The sequence below is a fragment of the Haladaptatus litoreus genome, assembly GCF_900156425.1.
GTDB classification, from domain to species: Archaea; Halobacteriota; Halobacteria; order Halobacteriales; family Haladaptataceae; genus Haladaptatus; species Haladaptatus litoreus.
Window position 1 is genome coordinate 355,811 of record NZ_FTNO01000002.1, and the last position, 18,450, is coordinate 374,260.

Annotated in this window: 15 protein-coding genes and 2 pseudogenes; 8 read left to right on the plus strand and 9 right to left on the minus strand. The window is 58.3% G+C overall.

What is annotated here, in order from left to right:
* Positions 1 to 58: 58 nt before the first annotated feature.
* Positions 59 to 353, plus strand: a pseudogene (locus tag BW974_RS26485) (carbohydrate ABC transporter permease); the annotation flags it as partial.
* Here BW974_RS26485 and BW974_RS27505 read toward each other — a convergent pair.
* A pseudogene (locus BW974_RS27505) lies at positions 343 to 1,505 on the minus strand (HD domain-containing protein). The pseudogenes BW974_RS26485 and BW974_RS27505 overlap by 11 nt on opposite strands.
* A 733-nt stretch (positions 1,506 to 2,238) precedes the next feature.
* Here BW974_RS27505 and BW974_RS12940 point away from each other — a divergent pair.
* The 3 genes from BW974_RS12940 to BW974_RS12950 all read left to right on the plus strand — a co-directional run bounded on the left by BW974_RS12940 (position 2,239) and on the right by BW974_RS12950 (position 7,744).
* Positions 2,239 to 4,584, plus strand: a complete 2,346-nt coding sequence (locus BW974_RS12940) for an ATP-dependent DNA helicase (RefSeq protein ID WP_076430680.1) — start codon at positions 2,239 to 2,241, stop codon at positions 4,582 to 4,584.
* 261 nt (positions 4,585 to 4,845) lie between these two features.
* Positions 4,846 to 5,610 (plus strand): cupredoxin domain-containing protein, encoded by a 765-nt coding sequence (locus BW974_RS12945; protein WP_076430681.1) that lies wholly within the window; start codon positions 4,846 to 4,848, stop codon positions 5,608 to 5,610.
* A 346-nt stretch (positions 5,611 to 5,956) separates the two neighbouring features.
* On the plus strand, positions 5,957 to 7,744 hold the full coding sequence (locus BW974_RS12950; RefSeq protein WP_084186271.1) for an outer membrane protein assembly factor BamB family protein: 1,788 nt from the start codon (positions 5,957 to 5,959) through the stop codon (positions 7,742 to 7,744).
* Between the two features lie 26 nt (positions 7,745 to 7,770).
* Here the strand turns inward: BW974_RS12950 and BW974_RS12955 are convergent, their stop codons facing one another.
* The 6 genes from BW974_RS12955 to BW974_RS12985 form a co-directional block, all read right to left on the minus strand.
* Positions 7,771 to 8,826, minus strand: coding sequence for an ABC transporter ATP-binding protein (locus tag BW974_RS12955; protein WP_076430950.1), 1,056 nt, complete (start codon positions 8,824 to 8,826; stop codon positions 7,771 to 7,773).
* Between the two features lie 20 nt (positions 8,827 to 8,846).
* Positions 8,847 to 10,520, minus strand: a complete 1,674-nt coding sequence (locus tag BW974_RS12960; RefSeq protein ID WP_076430683.1) for an ABC transporter permease — start codon at positions 10,518 to 10,520, stop codon at positions 8,847 to 8,849.
* Positions 10,521 to 11,642, minus strand: coding sequence for a thiamine ABC transporter substrate-binding protein (locus BW974_RS12965; protein WP_076430684.1), 1,122 nt, complete (start codon positions 11,640 to 11,642; stop codon positions 10,521 to 10,523).
* A gap of 299 nt (positions 11,643 to 11,941) precedes the next feature.
* Positions 11,942 to 12,340: a hypothetical protein gene (locus tag BW974_RS12970; protein ID WP_076430685.1), complete on the minus strand. Its 399-nt coding sequence runs from the start codon at positions 12,338 to 12,340 to the stop codon at positions 11,942 to 11,944.
* A 120-nt stretch (positions 12,341 to 12,460) separates the two neighbouring features.
* A complete protein-coding gene (locus BW974_RS12975) occupies positions 12,461 to 12,922 on the minus strand; it encodes a twin-arginine translocation signal domain-containing protein (RefSeq protein ID WP_076430686.1) in 462 nt (153 codons plus the stop codon).
* Positions 12,923 to 13,227: 305 nt separating this feature from the next.
* The gene (locus tag BW974_RS12985) at positions 13,228 to 14,007 is read right to left on the minus strand and encodes a sulfurtransferase (protein ID WP_076430688.1); all 780 of its coding nucleotides are present in this window, start codon (positions 14,005 to 14,007) and stop codon (positions 13,228 to 13,230) included.
* A gap of 242 nt (positions 14,008 to 14,249) precedes the next feature.
* Here BW974_RS12985 and BW974_RS12990 point away from each other — a divergent pair, with 242 nt between their 5' ends.
* The 3 genes from BW974_RS12990 (at position 14,250) to BW974_RS13000 (ending at position 16,319) form a co-directional block, all read left to right on the plus strand.
* The gene (locus tag BW974_RS12990) at positions 14,250 to 15,116 is read left to right on the plus strand and encodes a sulfurtransferase (RefSeq protein ID WP_076430689.1); all 867 of its coding nucleotides are present in this window, start codon (positions 14,250 to 14,252) and stop codon (positions 15,114 to 15,116) included.
* A 228-nt stretch (positions 15,117 to 15,344) separates the two neighbouring features.
* The gene (locus BW974_RS12995) at positions 15,345 to 15,560 is read left to right on the plus strand and encodes a DUF7511 domain-containing protein (protein WP_076430690.1); all 216 of its coding nucleotides are present in this window, start codon (positions 15,345 to 15,347) and stop codon (positions 15,558 to 15,560) included.
* A 132-nt stretch (positions 15,561 to 15,692) separates the two neighbouring features.
* Entirely contained in the window at positions 15,693 to 16,319 is a 627-nt protein-coding gene (locus tag BW974_RS13000) for a rubrerythrin family protein (protein ID WP_076430691.1), read from the plus strand.
* Between the two features lie 20 nt (positions 16,320 to 16,339).
* Here the strand turns inward: BW974_RS13000 and BW974_RS13005 are convergent, their stop codons facing one another.
* Positions 16,340 to 16,609 carry a DUF7553 family protein gene (locus tag BW974_RS13005; protein ID WP_076430692.1) on the minus strand — a complete coding sequence of 90 codons (270 nt, stop codon included), beginning with the start codon at positions 16,607 to 16,609 and terminating at the stop codon, positions 16,340 to 16,342.
* Between the two features lie 105 nt (positions 16,610 to 16,714).
* Here BW974_RS13005 and BW974_RS25685 point away from each other — a divergent pair, with 105 nt between their 5' ends.
* Positions 16,715 to 16,870, plus strand: coding sequence for a hypothetical protein (locus tag BW974_RS25685; protein WP_175609694.1), 156 nt, complete (start codon positions 16,715 to 16,717; stop codon positions 16,868 to 16,870).
* 151 nt (positions 16,871 to 17,021) lie between these two features.
* Here BW974_RS25685 and BW974_RS13010 read toward each other — a convergent pair whose 3' ends face one another.
* Complete coding sequence (locus BW974_RS13010; protein ID WP_076430693.1) at positions 17,022 to 18,257, minus strand: ABC transporter permease; 1,236 nt, start codon at positions 18,255 to 18,257, stop codon at positions 17,022 to 17,024.
* Positions 18,258 to 18,450 lie beyond the last annotated feature (193 nt).

The window sequence follows — 18,450 nt, forward strand, 5'->3', positions numbered from 1 at the left end:
GAGTTAAAAACAGATAGCACATTCGACGCGGCGGCGATTTGTTCGAACTGTCGGCGTAACCGGCGCGCTATTTCGCGTCATCATGCCGCTTTCGGCACCCGGCGTGGCAACTGCGGGGATTCTCACGTTTATCTCGGTGTACAACGAGTTCTTCTTCTCGTTCCTGATGCCCAATGGGCAACCCCAACATTGGGCACCTATCGTCTGGGGAATTCTCAACTATCAGGGCCAGTTTCAGGCGTTCTACAACTTGATGGCCGCCGCAAGCATCGTCGGCGTGCGTCCAGTCGCCGTCCTCGTCGTCGCACGAAAAAATCGTCAGCGGACTCACTGCAGGCGCACTCAAGAAGTGAGTCGCAAAACCGCGTTCGCCGCTTTTTCGACCTCGTCAGTTCGGTCTTCGGGAGCGTACACACCCAACCGCCACTGGGTTCGTTGGGATGCCTGCAATCCCTGCACCAGTGGCGATTGCTCCGCAAGCCGACGAACCTCGCCGTTGACGACCACTCGGCTAGACGATTCGGGCATGCTCGGTTCGCCGGGATTGTCGAGCAGAACCCCCTTCGTCGAACGCCGGCCTTCGCCGCGATTTCGCGTTCGAACTCGCGTATTTCGTCGTGGTCTGCTGCGACTACGTCCGACGGGGCTGCCTCCCACTCGGCCCACACCGCCCGTTTGAACAGGTTTCGACTAACGATTCTGTCGGCCATTTTGGCGGTTTCCTCACATCCTTGGAGCGCCGCGAGCAACTCCGCGTCGGTGAACCGCTGGAACTCCTCGGGCGTGAGGTCGGTCGAATCGAGCAGTCGCTCGCTGGTTCGCTCAAGCATCGCCCCCGCGATTCGGGAGACGTGATGGCGGTACACCGTCGCGTTCATCAGTGCGCGAGCGACGAGCAGGCTTTCTGCAGTCGGGACGTTACCCTCGGCCAGCACGAGGTTTCCGTCCACAAACCGGAGCGCGCCGAGCAGTCGCCCGTAATCGACAGTGCCGTATGGAACCCCGGTGTGGTGAGCGTCTCGAACCAAATAGTCCATTCTGTCCACGTCAAGTTCGCCCGCGACGAGTTGACCGAGTTCGCCGTTTCCAGCCACGAGTTCTGCGATTTCGTCGGGGTTCAGGTCGTGGCGTTCGAGGACGTCCGCGAGTTCGCCTCGTGAGAGTAGGTCGGCAACCTCGTCGTGATGTCTCCCTACTCAACGCTCGATGATTCCCTCGGTTTGATGACCGTAGGGACCGTGGCCCACGTCGTGAAGGAGCGCCGCGGCCTGCACTTGTTTGGTGCGGTGCCCCTCAATTTCGAGACAGGAGAGTGCCTGTCCTGCGAGATGAGCCACCCCGATGCTGTGTTCGAATCGCGTGTGATTCGCCGAGGGGTAGACCAATCGAACAGTACTCAACTGCTTGATATGCCGGAGTCGCTGAACTGGAGTAGTGTCCAGTAATGCCGCCGCAACCGGCGGAAGTTCCACGTAATCGTGGACGCTGTCTTTGATAGCCTGCATCTGATTGGTGTCGAAATTTTGGTGAGAGAGCGTAAAACGTCCGGATTTTCGGTTAGGAAGCGTGGACGCAGAAAGTGATTTTTGAGAGCGATTTTGGAGATTTTATATCGCAGTATCGGGTTTATCGCGTTTTGTTCCCTTCAGGTTTCAAATCAGCTCTAGCCAGCCAACAGGCGTCCTTACCGCTGTTTTTGCTACTGTGAATAGTTGATGGCTTCAACTCGTAGTGACTTTTCCCATCACTTATTTTGATTAGAAAAAGTTTTGTGTAAAATTCTGTTTGCAGTTGCCGACAACAAATGCAACCACCTCCGCACCGCGACAGCCACACGCCTCCCCAACCGACTCCCTTCAGTCGTCCCTCGCACGGCTTCGACTCAACTTCTCGGAGGTGAGCTCCTCAAAGTCTCGTCAGCGCGCGCCACGTCGCTTGACCAATCAGCTGAAAGGATGTGCCGGTGCGTTCGCACGAGGAGTGAGCAAAGCGAACCCCGAGTGCGATGCCGCGCTAGCGGGGAGGAGTGGGGAGACTGCGGAGGCGGTGCAGTGTTTGGAGTCGGGAATTGCCAGCAACGTTTACTGAAAAGTTACAGGTACAGGATTTCAACCAAGTCACCATCACAACACACCCGCAGACGATTCACCGAGCACTTCCACTCCGTCCTCAACTTTAAATACCGAAACGAGACCATTCCAGTTCAACAGCCCTAAGCACGGGGCAAACAGAGAAACTATGATGTCGGATTGGCGGCCCATATTCGGTCACGACGAACCCTACGAGGAGCAGGAAGATGGCATCGAAACAGCCATCGAAACCGCCCGCGACGACGGCTTTTCCGTCATCGAAGGGGCCTGCGGGACTGGCAAGACCATGCTGGCGCTGACGGCGGGACTGCACCTCGTTCGCGACCCCGACAGCCAGTACGAGCGCGTGTTCGTCCTGACGAGCGTAAAACAGCAACTCCGCCAGTTCGAAACCGACCTGAAGACAATAAACTCGAACCTGCCAGACGACTGGAATCCGATTTCGGCCCTCACGCTGGTCGGAAAAGCCGACGTGTGTCCGTACAACCGCGAAAAAGCGGGCGGCATCGACGACTCGAACGTCTACGACCGCTGTGAAGGCCTGCGGGAGCGAACCCGCGATATAACCGGGGAAAGCGGCGCGACGACAGCGCAAAACCTCGCCTCCCGAGCGAGGAGTCAGCAGATGGGACTCGCCGACAGCGGCAGTCAATCGGGCGGTGCAGGAAGCGCCGCATCCTACCTCGAAACTGCGGGCGAACCGTCGCCCTATCCGCCCGAGATGCCGGAGTACGGCGACGTGGAGTATTGTCCCTTCTACGCGCAGTTTTTGGAGGACATGCCAGAGGATGGCGACCCAATCGAGGCAGTTCCGTTCGATTTCGATAGCATGGGACTCATCGAACCGAGCGACCTCGTGGCACATTCGGTTCAGTGGGGCACCTGCCCGCACTCAATGATGGGCGCGCTGTTGAACCACGTAGAAGTCGTCGTCGGAAACTACTACCACGCCTTCGACGAAGTGACGACAGCGACATTCACGGGCGCGCTCGTGGACGATTCGACGTTCCTCGTCTGCGACGAAGCGCACATGCTGGAACCCCGAGTCCGCGACCTCGTGAGTCAGTCGGTCGGCGACAAAACCTTACGCGATGCTGAGTCCGAACTGACCCGCGTCATCCAACCGGTGAAGTTCGACGACAAGGATTCGAAACACACGACCGCCGACGCAGACCTCGTTCGGTCGGAATTGGAGGATGCGAACGTCACGTTGCGCGAGTTGGAGCAAACGCGGGACTTCGTTCGCGACCTACGCGAGGAACTCGACCGGCGAGTAACAGCGCATCTCGAACGCGAACATCGCGGGTGGAAGGCGAACCTCACCGACCTGCCGGACGAGGAAATTCCACTCCGCGACCCGACGGTTCCGCAACCGGACAAGATTTCGAAGTGGGCAGAAAAAGAGGGCTACGACGGCGGGACGTGGGCACGCGCGGAAAAAGTCGGTGCAGTGGTCGCCAAAATCCTCAACGAAGCGGAGGAAGAGGATAGAGAGCGGAGTGCCCTGCCCGCGGGCAGGGCACTCGGCGAGTGGTACCGCAACGACCACGAGGAGTATTTCCGCGAAATCGTCCTCGAACGGACGTGGAACGACCGCGAACCCGGCGATTCGTGGCGGCGGGCGTACAACGCACAACTCGCGATGCAGAACTGCGTCCCGAGCGACGCCATCGGGGAGCAGTTGGGTGAATTCGGTGGGGGTATTCTGATGAGTGCGACGCTCGAACCGCTGGAAATCTTTCAGGAGGTGTCGGGACTGGTGCATCTGGAAAACGATGGCAGACCCGTGGTGGAACGAACCTTCGGTCTGAACTTTCCCGAATCGAACCGCGAGAGTTTCGCGGTGGACGCACCGAAGTTCACCTACGACAATCGCGGCGCGCCGGGCGACGAGACGAGGGAGCGACAGGTGTACGCCGACGCGATTCGGGACGTTGCCCGCTCGCCCGGCAACGTCCTCGTCGGGATGCCGAACTACGCGGAAGCGACGTGGGCCGCGGAACATCTACGGAACGTGGTGGATAAACCGGTTCTGCTGGACGAAAGCAGTGCGGACGAGGCGACGGAGGATTTGAAAGATGAGTTCTTCGACGGGGAGGAAAAAGTTCTCGTGACGAGTCTCCGCGGAACGCTCACCGAGGGCGTCGATTATCGCGGCGACCGACTCAAGGCCGCAGTCGTCTGCGGAGTGCCAATCATCAATACGGCGAGTCCGCGAACTCGTGCGGTTCGAACCGCCTACGAACGGAAGTTCGGCGACGGGTTCACCTACGCATTGACCGTTCCTGCAGTTAGAAAGGCACGGCAGGCCCTCGGACGAGTGATTCGCGGGTCGGACGAAACGGGTATTCGCGTGCTGGTAGACAGCAGATACGCCCGCGAGTCGTGGGATGGAGTTCGAGAGTTCTTCCCCGAAACCGAGCAAGAGGAGTTCCAACCGGTGAGTCCCGATATGCTCTCGCTCGGATTAGAACGGTTTTGGCAGCGCCACTGAGACGGTTGTCAGACACACTGAAGTGGTGACGGACACGCCGAGGGGGCAAAAAGACGACACGAACTGCTGGCCTAATCGGCGAATCACGGGATGAGTTCGAAACGAAGGATGTTCCGGCGCGAGGCGGTGTGACGACTATTGGATTGTTTCCGCCGAGCGAAACGAGGACAACAGCGACATCCAGCACATAATTCGTGGTTACGGAACCGAACAGTGTGGCTGGTTTTTACTCGGCGCAGTCGTCCTCCGTTCAGAGGAAAAATGACAGGGTCACCGAAATCACAGCGTCGAGCATTTCTGAAAACAGCGGGAGGTGTGGCCGGAGTCGGGATTCTCGGACGCATCGCACTGGCACAGAACAACCAGACGGAAACGACGGACACGACGAACGGAGGAACGAACACGACCGAAGCCACCGACACGACTGACGGCGGTACCGAAACGACCACTGGAGACGAGCGGGTTATTGTGCTCGGTGGTCGAACCGATGCATGGCTCGGGTTAGCACCGGGTGTTATCGAGCGTGCGGATAATCCGACGATAGGGTTGGTTCCGGGCGAACGCTATCGAATCGTCTGGGTGAATTTGGACGGTGCACGACATCAGTTACAGCTACTGGGTGAGGAAAACGGGGATTCGGGGAACGTGATACGGGAAACTGGAACGACATCCCGCAGGGGTGCCACACGTGCAATATCGTTTCGCGCGACCGACCGCGTGCGGCGGTATCGCTGTCGGTTTCATCCCAATAGCATGCGAGGAAACGTCGTCCGGTCGGGTAATTTCGGAACTGGAACGGAGGGAACGTTCACGACGGAAGAAGGAACTCAAACGACGGCCGACGACTTCACGGATACGACGGATGGGACGTTTACGACCGAGACGACGAACGGTGATTTCACCGATACCACAGACGGAACGTTCACCACTGACACTACAGAGGGAACAAACGGGTTTACCACCGACACCACCGAAGGAACGTTTACGACCGAGACGACTGACACCACGGACACAACGAACTACTGAGTAGGGCCGGACGCGATTTTCTCTCTCGCAAGTGACTCCGAGCGAGGTTTCAGACAGCAGAATGAAATCGAAAGTAGGTTCGAAACCGAGTTCGAGTTGAACACCACCGAAAAAACAGTATCTTTTGTATTATATTCGATATTTTATCGTTCAATCCGCCACAGATATGTCCACCAAAATATGTCAGAATACAACCACGATAATATTGGTTAATAGGTTTGTAAATAGTCACGTTGGCCATTATTCGAATTATAATAATATTCCAACATTTTCTACAGAGGTATGTCGAAATCGTTGGACGGTGAGGTGATTGTTGCAAACACAAGAGTGAAGGAAAAATAAACACATGCAAAGAAAGAAGCAACGACGACGAAAGTATATAAGCCTCCTCCTGACGGGTTTGCTTGTCGTCTCTACGGCCGCCTTCACTGGCGCATTTAGCGGGCTTGCTCAAACGTCGGACGTGCAACCGTCCGACAACGCATCCGATGATGATTGGGCAACGCACCGCGCTGATGAAGGACGAACCGGTGCAACGGCCGGAACGGGGCCTGCCGGGCCGTATGCGAATACAGAATGGAAAGCCAATTCCACCGGGACGGTAGAAGGCGCGACAGTTTCTGGTGATACCGTTTACGTCGGTGTGACGACGTTTCTGGAGTATTACGGAGACAATGGAGCAGTCACCGCCTACGATGCGGAAACCGGTGAAGTTCGGTGGAACCAAAGCGAACTCAGGAAACCGAATGGTGCACCGACCGTCTCCGACGGAACCGTCTACGTCGCTACGAACGCCGGAGAAGAACACCCACACCTTTCGGCTGGCGGAAAAGGTGGGCTGTTCGCTCTCGATGCAGAAACCGGTGAAATAGAATGGCAGAACAACGAGACTACTTGGTTGGGTTCCCCAATCGTGGTCGGTGACCGACTGTACGCAATCACCGGTGACAACGTCTCCGTCGTGGATGTCGAAACCGGCGAACGAATAACCACCTTAGAAACCGGCCTCGAAGATAGTACGGACGGCGACACGAACGTACATCACACCGTCGAGGACTTCGCGGTCGTCGATGGTTCGGTGTATCTATCCGTCGAAACAGCCACCGAAACGGATGATGACAATGAGTACGTAATCAACTATACGTACTCAGGTTCGCTCATTTCGCTGGACGCGACCGATGGTTCACACGAGTGGACGCAAACCGCCGACTCCGAAGTGGTTGGAATGGCGGTTGCGGATGGTAAAGTCTACTGGACGCTCCAGCCCGATACCGTGCAGACGTATTCAGCAGAAGACGGCACCCTGCACTGGCAGAAACAACTCGGCTACAGCGTCGATAATGTCGAACCCGCTCGCATCACTGCACCAGCAGTCGATGACGGAACGGTCTACGTCGGTATCGACGACAACGAGTACGAATACGGCTACTACGATGGCAGTGGGAAGAAAAATATCGGTGCGATATACGCTCTCGACGGTCAAAACGGCCAAGAGCAGTGGCGGTTCGAAACTGCCGCGACCGTCGATTCTGCACCCGTCCTCACTGATGACTCGGTGTTCTTCGGTGCCGTTCACACGAACGAGCAGAATTTCACTCGCCACTCGATGTACGCGCTGAGTCGTGACGACGGAACCGAGCAATGGAGCTACGCCACAGAAGAATCCGGTAGCGCGCATCTGGGGTCAGTCATTCCGGCGAATGACCGACTCTATACGTGGGCGCACTACAAGGTTCTCTATCCGCAGTACGGGGAGTACAGAATGTACGCGCTGAACGTCAGCGACGAACGACCCGACGAGAATCACCGATTAGCCGACGACTCGGTGGGCGACCAGAACATAGCGCCAAACGTCGTCGTAACGTCCGACAATGAACGATTCGAAGGTAGCGATAGAGTCGTGACAGCGGTCGAAGGCGGCAAAACGGTCGTGTTGAACGCCTCCCTGTCGAGCGATTCGGACGGCGAAATCGTCTCCTACGAGTGGGACGCTGACGGCGACGGCGAGTACGAAACGTCCGGCAAAACCGTCGAAGTAACGGTACCGGAGTGTGAAACCGTCACAGTCAACCTGCGCGTCACCGACGACGACGGCGGTGTCAGCACCGGTAGCGCCGAACTACGCGGCACGTAGCGAATCGTAACTATCCAATCGCTTTTTTATCGTTGTTCGACCAGTTCAGGTGTGCCGCCTTCGACAACGTGAGCGTCGTCTGCGTCGAATCCGACACGAACTCGTTCTTTTTTCGGAGCCTCAGGAACTCGGAGCGTAACCGGCCTGCCATCCCAATCGAGATGGACACGGAACGCTTCGCCGAGAAATTCGGTGGCTTCGACTGTCGCCAAAAACGTGTTTTCGCCAGTGCCCAATCGAAGCGCTTCGGGGCGGACGCAGAACGTCAGGTGTTCGTCTGTCGTACCCTCGATACGGAACTCGTGGTCGCCGACCGTAACCAGCGACCCCCTTGTTTCGTGTGCAACCGTCTCACCCGAGAAGACGTTGTTCTCGCCGACGAACTCCGCGACGAACCGGGATTCAGGTCGGCGGTACACGTCCTCGGGACGACCGATTTGCTCGATTCGACCGTCGTGCATGACTGCCACGCGGTCGCTTATCGCCAGCGCCTCCTCTTGGTCGTGAGTGACGTAGATGGTCGTAATCCCGAGGTCGGACTGGATTCGGGAAACTTGCGTGCGAAGGTCGTCACGAAGGCGAGCATCGAGAGCGCTCATCGGTTCGTCCAAGAGAAGCACGTCCGGGCCGGGTGCGAGCGCACGCGCGAGGGCGACTCGTTGTTGCTGGCCGCCGGACAGTTCGTCGGGCTTGCGGTTTCCGAAATCGGCCAAATCGACCAGCTCGAGGAGCGATTCGACGCGCTCGTCTCGCGTCATCGCTCCCGGTGGGTCGCGGAAACGAAGGCCGTAGCCGACGTTTTCCGCGACGGTCATGTGCGGGAACAGCGCGTAGTTCTGGAAGACGATTCCCACGTCGCGGTCTTCCGGTGGCACGCCGGTCATGTCTCGCCTTCCGAACTGCACTGTTCCAGCGGTTGGCTCTTCGAACCCCGCGATTGCGCGAAGGGTGGTCGTTTTGCCGCATCCGGACGGGCCGACGAGGGTGAAGAACTCGCCGTCCTCGACGTGAATGGAGACTTCTTCCAGGGCGGTTACGCCGTCGTACTCCTTTCGCACGCCGGAGAGGCGAACGTCAACCACGGTGTACCCTCCGACTGTTTTTATCCATTCTCCCACCTCCCGCCGAGGCGGTCGATGACGACGAAACTGACCGCGGTGACGGCGAGGAGAACGGTTCCCATCGCGGTCGCTGGGCCGAGCGTTCGGTTGCCGAGATAGCGTTCGACGGCCACTGGCATCGTATAACTGCTACTGCCGGTGGCAAGAATAACTGTCGAGTCGAACTCGCCGATACTGATTGCGAAGGCGAACGCGGCCCCGGCGGCGAGTCCGGCCGCGACCAATGGGAGTTCGATGTCCATCAGCGACCGGAACCGGCTTGCCCCGAGCGCCCGCGCCGATTCGACCATTCGCGGGTCGATTCCGGCGAACATCGGGGCAACGTTTCGCGTGACGAAGGGATACGCCGCGACTGCGTGGGCCGCGACGATGGCGACCGCACCGCCAACTTGGATTCTGGTTCCGGCGATTGGCACGCCGAAGACGAGTCCGCGAAGCATGCCTAGGCCGACCATAACGCCACTCACTGCGAAGGGGGCCATCGCAATCGCTTCCACGAGTCGAGTGCCTCGCGCCCTCGAAAGCACCGCGATGACGACGCCCATCGGGAGCGCGATGAGGAGCGTGCCGACGCCGAAAACCAACGAATTTTGCACCGCAACGCCGGGTTTCGTCTGGAAGGAGGCCCCCGAAACCTGCCGGGTAACGAGAAATTCGTAATAGCGCAGAGTGAATCCGTTCGGCCCGGTCACGCTTTCGAGGACGGTGCTGACGAGAGGGCCGAGAAAAAGAATTCCAACGGCCAAGAAATAGACCAGTATTCCGGCCCGTTCGAGCGATTCCGATAGCCCGCGAACGCCCGAAAACAGCCGTTTTCGGGCGAGCGGGCGACTCGCTCGGGTTGCCGCCGTCTGTCGCGCTTCGTACCTAAGATAGGCGTAGGTCAGCACCAGCGAGAGAGTCGTTTCGAGAACCGCGAGAACTGCGGCCTCGGAGTAGTCCAAATCACGGACGAGTGCGTAAATCCACACCTCGACGGTTTGAAACTGGAAGCCACCCAACGCCAGCACGATTGGGAACGACATGAACGTGAAGATGAACGTGAGGAGCGCGCCCGTCAGGATCGCAGGGAGCAGTTGCGGAACGAGTACGTCGCGGAACGCGCGAAACCGCCCTGCGCCGAGGCTTCGGGCGGTTTCGACTTCGCGGGCGTCCACGCTCTCCCACGCCGCGTTCGTGATTCTGGCGACCAGCGGCGCGTTGTAAAAGGCGTGTGCGACCACGATTGCTGGCAGATTGTAGAGCAAGGAGTACGGCCCGAGTCCGACGATTCCGAGCGCGTCGTTGAGCACTCCGTTCTGGCCGAACATGGCTACGAAACCAATCGCCACGAGAATCGACGGCATGACGAACGGAATGATGGTCAGCGACCGAATCGTTCGTCTGCCGGGAAACTCGTAACGCGAGAGGACGTAGGCACCCGGCAAGCCGATGGCGACGCTGGCAATCGTAGAGAGAAACGCCTGCCACGCCGTGAACCGAAAGATTTCGTTGATGTAGAACTGGTCGGTCAGAACGTCGAGGAAGGCGTCCGGACTGCCCGCATCCGCGAAGACGATGGCCACTGGAAAGTAAAACAGCACGGCGAGAACGGCGGTAGTTGCAACTCCGAGGAGGGAGAGCGCGTGCCGTTCCAGCCAGTGCCGAACTCCCATTCAGTTGGTTGCGATTTGTCGCGCCCACTGTTCAACCCATCCTTCGACGTTGCCTTTCAATTCGTCGTAGGAGTAGGTCACCGGTTGGTCGGGTGCTTTGGCGTACTTGTCGAACTCCTTGCCGGGTTCAGCCCAGTCGGTCGCTGGGAACTGAACGTTGAGCGTCGGAATCTTCGACTGGGCTTTCTTCGAGAGCATGAAGTTGAGGAAGGCGTCGGCTAACTGTGGGTTGTCAGTGTCGGCGAACTTCGCCATTCCCTCGGGGTTCGCGTAGCCCTGTCCGTTCAGGAAGCCGATTTGGTGTTTTTTCATGTCCGCGCCGGAGCGGTTTGCGTACACTTGGTCGGTGGAGTAGGAGACGACGATTGGTCGCTCACCGTTCGAGTAGGCCGTGTAGGCCGCATCCCACGAGCCGAGGATTTGTGTGTCGTTTTGCATCAACTGCTTCCAGTAGTCAAGGTACGCATCCGGCCCTTTCTGATGAATCGACCAAAGCAGGAAGGCACGTCCGGTAATCGCTTGCTGGGCGTTTTCCGTGATGAGCGTACTCTTGAATTTCGGCTTCGTCAGCGCGTCGAAGGAAGTCGGTTCATCAACTTCGTTCGCGTTGTAGACGAGGCTGATGTAGCCCGTATCGTACGGAACTGCCCGTTGTTCCGGGTCGAATTTCAGACCGTCTTTGACGTGGCCGTAGTTCGACAGCGAATCCGCAATCGGCGTGAACAACTGTTTCCCGCCGATTTTGTCGTCGATGGTGATGAGATGGTCTACGTTCAGGCCGACGTACACGTCAGTGTCGATGCTGACGCCCTGTGCCTTTCGCTGGATGAAGTAGTTTACCTCGTTTTCGGGCGTCTGCCATTCGAGCGTGGCCTGCGGGTACTCCTTTTCGAACTCCTGTTTGAGCCATTTTCCGGGCGATGAACTCGGTGAATCCACGAGCGCGCTGTACGTGGCGACTTTCAGCGTGCCACCGAGTTCGGCTTGAGCAGTCGTTTTTGCGGTTCCCGCCCCACCGGAGTCGGTCGGTTCCTCGGTCGAATCGGAACTGGAACTATCGAGACAGCCGGCAAGCCCTGCGAGGGCGGCACTCCCTGCGGTAAGGAAGGTTCGACGTTTCATTACTCAGTGGTTATAGTCGGTGATACTTAATCGGCATGATGTTCGAACCGAGACGATAGGGGAGAGAATCTCCAATATACCATATATCAATATATGAAATTGGTTCTCGTGCGAATCTGTGCAGTTCTGAACGATGAGTTAGTTCGAAATATTACACTTCACTGGTGGCGTTGCAGAAAGCCCGTTCCGAAGTTAGTTCGCCGTTCGAATCGAGTCGTCTGCGTTCACTCGCGGCCGATCTTCGTCAGACTATAAGAACAGGCATTCGACTGAGCAGTGGTGAATGCAACTCGACCGGATCAGGGCAGTCTCACCAACGAAACCGCAAGCAAATTGAGATTCGTACTGAAGTACGTCGGGTCGTCTCCCAATCGAAATCGACTACCCGTCGGGAAAAATCTGCGTGTGAACAAAAACGTGTAGATGGGCGTTTCGCGAAACGAATAGCTGATAACGTATCCATTGTAATCGTCGGGTTGCGAAATTACCTGAATGTCGTCAGGCGGTTCATCAAGGATAGCCACCGTTATCGTAGCAGGGAGATTCGCCACGATACGAAACGGGACGTTAGGATAATAGTCCCGAGCGAACAGCAACGCGATTCCCGACGGAATACCGTCCGTTTGCTGCGCAAATGAATCGAGGGAGAATCTAACCGCCTCCGTCGAGTTGACCGCTTTTTTGAGTTCGTCATCCATTATGACTTCTCCAAGTGCTGGTTCGAGTACTGAAATTGGGTCAGGTCACAACCCGCGCATCGCTTCGGTCAAAAAATAGTACGGAATCGCGTCACTGTCCGCTGAGAAAACGAAAGCCGATTAGTTTCCGCCTCCTTCGATGGTAGTGCTGAGCAGGTTGAGCGTACTACTGAAGATCGACGCGTCACCAGAGAATCGGCGTGTGTTACCCGTACTCAGCGAGAGGTCGCGGCCGAAGACGAGCGTCGTGATTTGGCCTTGACCACCGCCACCACCTAGTTGGTAGCGGATGACGTAGCCACTGTAGTCGTCTGGCTGGGTGATTTCCGGGACGTCCCCTCCACCTGGTCGCTCGAGCAGTCGCACCGTGGTCGACTGTTCGAGTGATGCGGTCACGCGGAACTGGACTCCGGGGTGGTAGTCGTAGGTGTACACCAGCACGGTCTGGTTCTGTGCCGACGCGCTGCCAGCACTGCCGAGGCCCAACGCGAGCGCCCCTGTTGCAAGCGCGCCCTTCTTCATGAACGAGCGCCGTTCCGCTGATTCGACGTTTTCTGCGTCTTGTTGCTTTCTCTCGGTCATTCTTTCCCCCTCCTGGGGTGACAGGCAATATGCCGGAACCGATGATAAAGGGCCTTCACCGTTTCGCGAGCCAATGGAAAACTATGCGTGTTAGGTTCACACCAGCAATTGATCCTATCGGTCAGCGGTCAAACACTCGTTTTCGTTACCGGAGTGTTTCGGCCCGTTTCTGTCCGGTAACGACGAAAACTGCATCATCGTCGTGGGGTGGTTCCAGCGGGCGGCCCGAAAATGCCGACGGCGTATTGTAGAAAGCAAACGAAAAAGGGTCGTTACGACTCGAACGGATTCGGGTTTCCCGCCGACTACGCGGTTTCGAGTTCGCCATCGGAGTCAGTCCATTCGGTGAGACTTCCCTCGTAAAAACCGATGTCATCGTAGCCGAGATGCGAGAGAACGACGTACGTGTGACTGATTCGTCGGGCAGTGTTACAGTAGAGAACGACTCGTTTGTCGGGCGTCACGCCGTTCGATTCGAGGATGTCGCGGAGTTCGTCCGGAGATTTAAGACCGCGAGTTTCGTCGTCCACGAGGTCTAGCCAATCGACGTTGACAGCGTTCGGGAGATGGCCGTCGGCGAACTCCTCGGGGTCGCGGGTATCGACCAGCACGGCATCTGGATCGTCGATTGCCGATTCGACTTCCTCGCGGGAGACGAGCGGCGTTTCCTCGGGTTCCCGAACCTGATACGTCACAGCCTCCGGTTCGGGCGCGTTGGTCGTCGTTTCGTGTGTTCCCTGCCACGAACTGAAATCCCCATCGAGAAGGTGGAGATTTCCGTGGCCGTACAGTTCGGCGGTGACGAGGAATCGTGCGGCGAACACGCCGTGCATGTCGTCGTAGGCGACGATGGTGTCATTCTCGCTGATTCCGGCGTTCCCGAGAAGGTCGGCCCACGTTTCGGCCCCGGGGAGCATTCCGGCGTCATCGGCGTCCGCGGAGCGGAACTCATCGAATGGGATGTTGACCGCACCCGGAAGATGGCCGATTCCCTCGTACTCCCAGCCGTCCCGTACATCGACGATACGTACCTCGTCCAGTCGCTCTGCGAGCCAGTCCGCGGAAACGACGACGGTATCCAGCATTAGGTCAACGTATCGAGGCCAACGTCTTAGCCGTCCGGGTTCCGTCGAATCGAGCAGGGTAGCGGAGAATCCGGAAAATATCACTGGTTTTTTGGAAGTGACTGCTGCCAGAACGGCCGGAGGAGGCGTAAAACGTCTCTCCCAGCCGTATTTTGCGGCAACAAATTCCGGGACACTCGACAGAAGGCGGAACCTTCCGGCAGTAACAACGATATAATCCGGGCGCAGAAAGATAGACGTGCATGAGTAACAGCGATTACGCAAAAGACGTTCTCGTCACCGCGGACTGGGTCGAGGACAACTTGGACAAGTTCGAGAGCGACGACCCCGAGTATCGACTCGTAGAAGTGGACGTGGACACCGAAGCATACGACGACGCCCACGCCCCCGGCGCAATCGGGTTCAACTGGGAAACCCAACTGCAAGACCAGACGCAGCGGGACATCCTCGAAAAAGAGGACTTCGCCGACCTGCTCGGAAGCCACGGCATCACCGAGGATTCCACCGTCGTCCTCTACGGTGACAACTCAAACTGGTTCGCGGCCTACACCTACTGGCAGTTCAAATACTACGGCCACCGAGACGTTCGCCTGCTCGACGGCGGACGGGACTACTGGCTCGACAACGACTATCCGACGACGGACGAGGAACCGAACTTCTCCGAAGTCGAATACGACGCCCGTGGTCCGTTCGAGGGCATCCGCGCCTACCGCGACGACGTGCAGAAAGCAATCGACCGTGGCGTTCCCCTCGTGGACGTTCGCTCGCCGGAAGAGTTCAGTGGCGAAGTGCTCGCCCCGCCGGGACTGCAGGAAACCGCACAGCGCGGCGGCCACATCCCCGGCGCGTCGAACGTCTCGTGGGCGGCCACGGTCAACCCTGATGGGACGTTCAAGAGCGCGGAGGAACTCAGCGAACTCTACGAGAGCGAAGGCGTGACGAACGACCAAGAGGTCGTCGCCTACTGCCGAATCGGTGAGCGCTCCTCGATTGCGTGGTTCGCGCTGTCGGAACTCCTCGGCTACGACAACGTCGTCAACTACGACGGGTCGTGGACGGAATGGGGCAACCTCGTGGACGCGCCAATCGAAACCGGAAGCGGAAACTAACCGCGAAACGGTCGTTTAACTCCGTATTTCTATTCGTCGGGAGCGGTCGAAAGCGTCGATTTGAGCGGTTTTAGTCGTCAAATCGTAGCAATTCGTAGCGCACATCACAGTAAAAGCGCGTGACAATGCAGTGGTATATACGCCTACAGAGAGCTACTAGCAGGGGTTATAGAGAAGCGACCGAATCTCAATACTGTCGCGTCTACGGGACGCTTCACGAGACTATCCATGACCGGCAGTTTCGATACAATCGACAAATTGGCTGAACCGAAACCGAGCGCCACCAACGAGGAATCGTTCGAGTTGTCATCCGTCGTGGTCGAGTACGACGGCAAACCAAACAGATGTACGATTTATCCGAACGAGGCGACCCGACTGCAGCGAATGGCAAGTTGGATAACCGCCGATGCAGATACGTTCGTCCCGCTGGACAAGATGTGTTAGTTCGTTCCCTGCCCGCAGTCTGCCCTCGTTCGTCGCTCGTCCAACCACTTTCCGCCCACTTTCCGCCCGCTTTTCGTCCACTTTCTTTCCGCCGTCGGTGAATACAAGCGGGTTGCCTCCGTACCGTGGCGCATGGATTCGGACGAATTTGTCGAAGCAGTCCGTAAGGAAAACGAAACCGCGTTGTCTCGCCTCGGGTCGTCGAAATCGCTGTACGCGGCGACCGGCGGCGAACTGGAACCCGACGAGGTGTTTCGGGCCGCGGCCGATTCCGAGCATGCGGCATCCGAGACGTTCGCTTCGTGGGCCGATTCGGCGGACGACGAGGATGCGAGCGACCTGTTCGCGAGCATCGCCGAAACGGAGTCGGAGCATTACGAGACGGTTTCGGCAAAGGTAGACGACCACGAACCGGGCGAGATTCCCGCACTGCACGAGTATCTGCGCGATTTGGAAGGTACCCGCGAACGCCTCGGTGGATTCGTCGGGCGCACGCTGGCCAGCGAGAAATCGAAGACGCAGTTGACCGGGTTTTTCACCGGGCAGGCAGACCCCCAATCGGCGAGTCTCTTTCGTGATTTGAAAGGCGACCTCGAATCGCAGTTGGACGAAGCAGTCTCCTTGCTCGCGAAACGCTGTGATTCCGACGAGGAGTGGGAACAAGCAAAAGAGGCCGCAAGCGGCGCGATTACCGCGGCCTACGACGAGTACACGGAATCGCTAGAGTCGATGGGTGTCAATCCGAAACCGGTCTGTTGAGTCTGGAACGTCGAAAAGAATCAGACGCCGCTGACGGTTTCGCGGTGTGCCTTGACGTGGTCGTAGGCGCTCTGGATTCTCTCCGCCGTTTCGTCGTCCGCGTCGGATTCGAGTTCCGACAGCGAGTGCATGATTCGGTCGAGTCGGCCATGGTCAGGCCCGTGGTCTGCCTCCGCGAGGTCGCTTAGCGTCTCGGCCTGCGATTCGAGTTGTTCTGTTACGTCGCTGGAAGCGTCGGCGCTGGCGTGTTTCAGTTCCTCTGCCGCGTGGACGAGTTCTTCTCGTGGCATGGGCGGGGCTACGACAGGAAGGAAAATAGTGCTATGGGCGGGTGCAAAAATGGGGGACAATGCGACGAGCGACGAGTTTTATTTCCTTCCGAGCGTTCTAGCGCTATGGCTCGGAAACGACATCACCGATGTAACCTCTGTGGCCGTGATTTCGGCGAAGAGCGAGAACTACAAACTCACGTCGAGCGGAGACATCCGAAAGCGGACTATCACTGGTGGGTAGTCGTGGAAGACCCCAACGACCTCCCATTCGAAAACTGACTCGGGTAGCGCGTGTCACAGCAAGGTTGCGAGATGCAAACAGCAGGGGTGAGCAGGAATCCCCCATCCTCCCAGAATGCGGTCACCCCGCATCCAAATTATATGTATCGGCGTGCCGGGGTGTAAATGTCGCTTCGAGCGTCCAGCCTTTTTATTCGTACCTGAGCGCGTCGATGGGGTCGGTTCGGGCCGCACTCCACGCCGGATACAGTCCGGCGACGACACCGACGAGGACGCCGACGGCGATTGCGATGGCGAACCACTCCAGCGGGAAGGTGAGCGACACGTCGATGTAGCCCGCGACGATGTACGCCGCACCGACGCCGACCGGCGTGCCCAACAGCGCACCGAGCAGGCCGAGCATGACGGCCTCAACGAGGAACAGTTGAATCACGTCGCGGCGCTGTGCCCCGACGGCTTTCATGATGCCGATTTCTTTGGTTCGCTCCGTGACGCTCACGAGCATGATGTTCGCAATGCCGATGGAACCGACGACTAGCGAGATGACGGCAATACCCGTCACGAAGCCAGTGAGCGTGTTGAGCAGGTCTTGGACCTGCTGGAGCAGTTCCTCGTTCGTCCGGGCCGAAAAGCCGTAGTCGGTCGGCATGAGCGAAGCGGCATCCGAATCGTCTTCGAGATAGCGAAGCATCTCGTCACGGGCGGGTTCCACCGCGTCCGGGCCAGTCGCCACGACGGTCAGCAGTGGATACACACGCCTGTTCTCGCCATCTATCTCCACGCTCGTCTCGTAGAACGGGTCTGTCGGCGTGTAGACCCGCGGCTGGGAGGCGAAACCCTCGAACGGCCCTCGGCTCGCGGAGCCGTTCAGAACGCCGACAACGGTGGCGTTGACCCCCGTTCCGTTCGCGCGGAGAATCGAAATCGAGTCGCCGACCGTAACGTTCTGGTCGAACTGGGTCGCCGCGGCGGTGTTCAAGACGACTTCGTTTTCGCCGTTCGAGAACGCGCCACCGGATTCGAACTCCGCGCCATCGAAGTACGCGGGCGTGATGGCGACGACATCGCTTCTGGCCACCGTGTCGTTGCCGTACCGAAGACCGGAGGTCGGGACACTCCCGCGCGGGATGACGCTTTCGACACCCTCGATCTCCTCGATTCGGTCGATGTCGCGCTCCGAGAAAACTGGCTGTGCGCCTGCGCCGGGCGCGCCCTGCTGTCCCTCGGGGGCAGCCCAGACGTAGATTTGTTGGGCTTCTTCGCCGCCCACGTCGCCGATGATGGAGGCCTGCACGCTCGCGCCGAGGGTTGCGAGCGCGATGACCGCCGCGACCCCGATTATCACGCCGAGCGTCGTCAGCGACGAGCGGAGTTTGTGGCCGCGGATTGAGCGCCAACTCATCCGAAACACTTCGCGCGCGTCCATCAGTCGGCTTCTCCTTTGTTTTCCATCGTGCGCGCCAGCGTCATAGGAACGTGAACGGAGTAGATACTCAAAATCCTACCGCCGACACAGAGAGGGTTGGGTCGAAGACAATATTGACAACGTGGCGCGTGCGTCGGCGGGGCTGAGGATACGAAGCCTCGCCGACGCACGCGCGAGGGATGAGCAACCGAGC